Origin of the sequence: Pseudonocardia sp. Ae505_Ps2 (assembly GCF_001932425.1) — a bacterium.
Taxonomy (GTDB): Bacteria; Actinomycetota; Actinomycetes; order Mycobacteriales; family Pseudonocardiaceae; genus Pseudonocardia.
This window is the reverse complement of the sequence record NZ_MCIP01000001.1, coordinates 624,021-628,094: the sequence shown is the minus strand read 5'-3', so window position 1 is coordinate 628,094 and position 4,074 is coordinate 624,021. Positions and strand designations below refer to the sequence as shown.

The window sequence follows — 4,074 nt, the reverse complement described above, 5'->3', positions numbered from 1 at the left end:
CGATTGAGGAATGCTTCCAGACCGCGAAGAACGAGGCCGGCCTCGACCACTACCAAGTCCGCTCCTACCGAGCCTGGCACGCCCACATCACCCTGGCCATGCTCACCGCGGCCTACCTCGCCGTCACCCGCGCCGCCGAACACGCACGCGAGGCCGAAAAGGGGGATCCTCAGCCAGCCGGCGCGCATTGATTCAGCTGTCGGGCAACGAGATCCGCCGTCTCCTCGCCGCGCTCGCCTTCACCCCGCTCACCTGCATCGACCACGTCATGCACTGGTCGACCTGGCGCCGTGAACGCCAACAACAGGCCCGCGACTGCCACTACCGCCGACGCGGCGAACGACCCCCGAGCTGATCAACTGCCGTTGCAGTATTAGTCGTCCGATGTGGCCCGGGAGTTACGCACGCTCGCCATCAGGAATGCGATCCCCACCACAACCGCGGTCCCGGCGAGCATCCAGCGCAGGTCGACGACCTCCCAGGGGGCGATCCCGAGGACCCCGCACACGGCCACCAGCAGCGACAGGATCCCGGCGACGAGGGCGAACGGGTCGGCGCGACGGACGAGCGAGCTATCCACGGGTGACCTCCACGGTTCCCAGCTCGGCCCGCAGGTCGAGCTCCAGCACCCGGCCACCGGGTCCGTCCGGGCCGGGGTCGTTCACGGTCAGGTCCACGTTCTGCCCGGTGCGCGTCTGTCCGTCGACGGTCAGGTCGCCGGTGCCGACCGAGCTGCGGACGCGCAGGTCGGCGTCACGCGGGACCCGGACCTGCACCACTCCCGCGCCGACCTCGGCCCGGGTGCGGACGGGTCCGGTCGCGCCGGGCGTCGCGGTGAGGTCGAGGCGGGTCAGGTCGAGCTCGACGGCGCCGGTGCCCCGCCGGTACTCCGGGGCGAGCGCGGCCACGGTCGTCGGGGCCTCGACGGTCTCCCCGATGCCACCGCGCACGGCCCATCCGTCGGGGCCGACGGCGTCGTTGAGCGGGATGGCGGCCGCGGTGACGAGCGCGAGCAGCACCGCGAAGGGCACCAGCCAGCGTCCGGCGCGTCGCAGCGCACCGACGACCAGCCCGATCCCGACGACGGCGAGCGCGGCCCCCGGGACGGCCGAGGCCGGCACCGCCCCCGGTGCGGCCAGGGCGAGCCCGCCGACCATCCCGGCGACGACCAGCGACACGGCCAGCGTGATCGGCGTCAGCGACGACCGGGGGGCCGACGGCGGACCCGGCTCCGGGCCCGGTTCGGGCAGGTCCCAGGCGAACGGGGCAACGCCGAGCGGATCCCAGGCCGGTGGTGCAGCCTGCGCCACGGTGGGGGCGTGCGGGTCCGCGACCCACGGCACCACGGGTGTGGGCGCCGCGGCGGCCTCCCGGGCCCCGGGCCGGTTCCCCCGGGTCACGTGCAGCGTGACGAGCAGCGCGACGGTGACGGCGGCGGGGATCACCCGGTCGCTGGACAGCACCAGCGGGACGGCCAGCAGCGCGGCCATGACCAGCAGCGCCACCGACAGCGCGGAGGACGGTCCGTTGCGCGGCGGGACGGGGCTGCCGGGCGGCCCGGCGTCCGGCAGGACCGCGCAGCCCGCCAGGTAGAGCGGGATTCCGGGGCCGACGATCGCCGCGACGACGAACCCCACCCGGACCAGCGTCGGGTCGATCTCGTAGCGGCGCGCGATCGCGGCGGAGACCCCGGCGAGCTTGCGGTCGTCGCGCGGACGCAGGGGCCGGGAGTCCCACATGTCGCGCAGGGTGTTCCGGGCCGTCGTTGCCGCCGACGGTGGTCGGCCGCTCCCGGGCAGCTGCGTCTCGTTCATGGCGTCGAGCCTGCCGTCCGGGCGGGCCCCGGCGTCTCGGGGACAACCCCGAGACGACCCCGGTCCCGATCCGGAGGGGATCCGGCGGGGGGCGTGTGACGATGGTGTCGTGAACAGCTCGGATCCCTCGACCGGCGCCGCAGCGTCGTCGGCGGACGCACGGCCCTCCGTGGAGCCCTCTGGGGATGCACGGTCGTCGGCGGATGCGCCGACGGTGCCGTTCTCCGATGGCGCGGCGCCCGCGCAGCCCGGCGGTCCCTGGGCCCCGCGGCCGGGGGGCCCGGTGCCGCCGAGCCCCGGAGCGCGCGTCCCGCTGGCCCGGCGCCGCTCCGGGCGGATGGTCGGCGGCGTCGCGGGCGGGGTGGCCGACCATCTCGGCGTCGACGTCCGGTGGATCCGGGCGGCCTTCGTCGCCCTGAGCCTGCTGTGCTGGGCGGGTGTGCTGGCCTACGGCCTGCTGTGGGTGTTCCTGCGGCAGGAGGCCGACGTCGTCGAGCGGACCCTGACCCGGTCCGAACGGCTGCAGGCCGCCGGGTTGCTGACGCTGGGGCTGGGGTTGTCGCTGGTCGCGGTGACCTCGGGCTCGGCGGTGCTCGGCTGGATCGCCGGCCCGTTGGGACTGGCGACGGTCGGCGCGGCCGTCGTGTGGCGGGAGGCCGACGAGGCGCAGCGACGGCAGTGGGCGCGCGACGCCCGCAGCCGTGTCGGGGCCGGCCGTGCGGTGCTGGCCCGCACCCTGCTCGGCGCCGCGCTGGTCCTGACCGGGCTGGCGGTGTTCCTGCTCGGGAACCTGGACCTGGGCCAGGTGCGGTTCGGGATCCTCGCGGCGCTGGCGACGCTGCTGGGCGTCGCGGTCCTCACCGTCCCCTGGTGGGTGCGGCTGGTGCGCGACCTCGGTGAGGAGCGGCGGGCTCGCGCGGTCGCCGCCGAGCGCGCCGAGATCGCCGCGCACCTGCACGACTCGGTGCTGCAGACCCTGGCGCTGATCCAGCGGCAGTCCGGCGACCCGCGCGAGGTGCAGCGGCTGGCCCGTGGCCAGGAACGGGAGCTGCGCGCCTGGCTCTACGGGCCCGGTGGGCGCGCCCGCGGCGGCAGCGGCAGCCCGGACGCGGCGGAGACGCTGCTGTCGGTGGCGATCACGCGCGTCGCGGGGGAGGTCGAGGACACCTACGCGGTGACCGTCGGCCCGGTGCTGGTCGGCGACGCCGAGCTCGACGACGACCTGCGTGCCCTGGTGCTGGCGGCGCGTGAGGCGATGGTGAACGCGGCGAAGCACTCGGGCACGTCCGAGGTCGACGTCTACGTGGAGGTCGAGCCCGCCTCGGCCGAGGGCCCGGGCGCCGCGGAGGTGTTCGTGCGCGACCGCGGCACCGGTTTCGATCCGGATGAGGTCTCCGATGACCGGCACGGCCTCGCGGACTCGGTGCACGCCCGGATGCGCCGCCACGGCGGTACGGTCCGGATCCGCACCGGGGCCGGCGAGGGCACGGAGGTGCGGCTGTCGATGCCGCTGAGGGAGAAGGAGACGGCATGACAACCGCCGACGACGTACAGGACACCCCGGCCGGTCCGGACGACACCGGTATCCGGGTCTACCTGGTCGACGACCACGCGTTGTTCCGCTCCGGCGTGCGCGCCGAGCTGGACCGCGGCGACGGGCGCAGTCCGGTGCTGGAGGTGGTCGGCGAGGCGGGCTCCGTCGACGAGGCGGTGGCCGGCGTTGGGCACCTCGCGCCGGACGTGGTGCTGCTCGACGTGCACATGCCCGGCGGCGGGGGCGCGGAGATCCTGCGTCGGGCGCGCGCGGCGGGCACCGAGTCGGTGTTCCTGGCGCTGTCGGTGTCCGACGCCGCCGAGGACGTGATCTCGGTGATCCGGTCCGGTGCCCGTGGCTACGTCACCAAGACGATCTCGGGCCGGGACCTCGCCGATGCCGTGCGGCGCGTGCGGGCCGGCGACGCGGTGTTCTCGCCACGTCTGGCCGGGTTCGTGCTGGACGCGTTCTCCGACCGTCCGGGCGCGGCACCGCCGGTGGACCCGGAGGTCGACCAGCTGACCAAGCGGGAGCGGGACGTGCTGCGGCTGCTGGCCCGCGGCTACGCCTACAAGGAGATCGCGAAGGAGCTGTTCATCTCGGTGAAGACGGTGGAGACCCACGTGTCGAGCGTGCTGCGCAAGACCCAGACGTCGAACCGGCACGAGCTGTCCCGCTGGGCTTCCGACAGGAGGCTCGTGTAGGTCGCGCAGCGACCGGAGCGAG

Annotated in this window: 5 protein-coding genes and 1 pseudogene; 4 read left to right on the top strand and 2 right to left on the bottom strand. The window is 75.0% G+C overall.

Going from position 1 to position 4,074, the window contains the following annotated elements; all coding sequences use genetic code 11:
• Positions 1 to 191, top strand: a pseudogene (locus tag Ae505Ps2_RS32405) (IS701 family transposase); the annotation flags it as partial.
• Complete coding sequence (locus Ae505Ps2_RS31740; RefSeq protein ID WP_170917006.1) at positions 188 to 355, top strand: hypothetical protein; 168 nt, start codon at positions 188 to 190, stop codon at positions 353 to 355. The pseudogene Ae505Ps2_RS32405 and the gene Ae505Ps2_RS31740, both read left to right, overlap by 4 nt.
• Before the next feature lie 18 nt (positions 356 to 373).
• On the opposite strand, the gene Ae505Ps2_RS02730 is transcribed toward Ae505Ps2_RS31740, so the two are convergent.
• Together Ae505Ps2_RS02730 and Ae505Ps2_RS02725 are read right to left on the bottom strand one after the other, a co-directional pair.
• Positions 374 to 580 (bottom strand): hypothetical protein, encoded by a 207-nt coding sequence (locus tag Ae505Ps2_RS02730; RefSeq protein ID WP_020626386.1) that lies wholly within the window; start codon positions 578 to 580, stop codon positions 374 to 376.
• The gene (locus Ae505Ps2_RS02725) at positions 573 to 1,814 is read right to left on the bottom strand and encodes a PspC domain-containing protein (RefSeq protein WP_075333882.1); all 1,242 of its coding nucleotides are present in this window, start codon (positions 1,812 to 1,814) and stop codon (positions 573 to 575) included. Before Ae505Ps2_RS02725 ends, Ae505Ps2_RS02730 begins: the two co-directional genes overlap by 8 nt.
• A gap of 283 nt (positions 1,815 to 2,097) precedes the next feature.
• Here Ae505Ps2_RS02725 and Ae505Ps2_RS02720 point away from each other — a divergent pair, with 283 nt between their 5' ends.
• Complete coding sequence (locus tag Ae505Ps2_RS02720) at positions 2,098 to 3,348, top strand: ATP-binding protein (protein WP_249265370.1); 1,251 nt, start codon at positions 2,098 to 2,100, stop codon at positions 3,346 to 3,348.
• Entirely contained in the window at positions 3,345 to 4,052 is a 708-nt protein-coding gene (locus Ae505Ps2_RS02715) for a response regulator transcription factor (RefSeq protein WP_020623003.1), read from the top strand. The genes Ae505Ps2_RS02720 and Ae505Ps2_RS02715 overlap by 4 nt, the downstream gene beginning before the upstream one ends.
• Positions 4,053 to 4,074: the final 22 nt, after the last annotated feature.

What these genes read in the sequence shown, in the direction of transcription:
- Ae505Ps2_RS02725 (WP_075333882.1), bottom strand. Translation starts at nt 1,814, where the DNA reads ATGAACGAGACGCAGCTGCCCGGGAGCGGCCGACCACCGTCGGCGGCA.
- Ae505Ps2_RS02715 (WP_020623003.1), top strand. Translation starts at nt 3,345, where the DNA reads ATGACAACCGCCGACGACGTACAGGACACCCCGGCCGGTCCGGACGAC.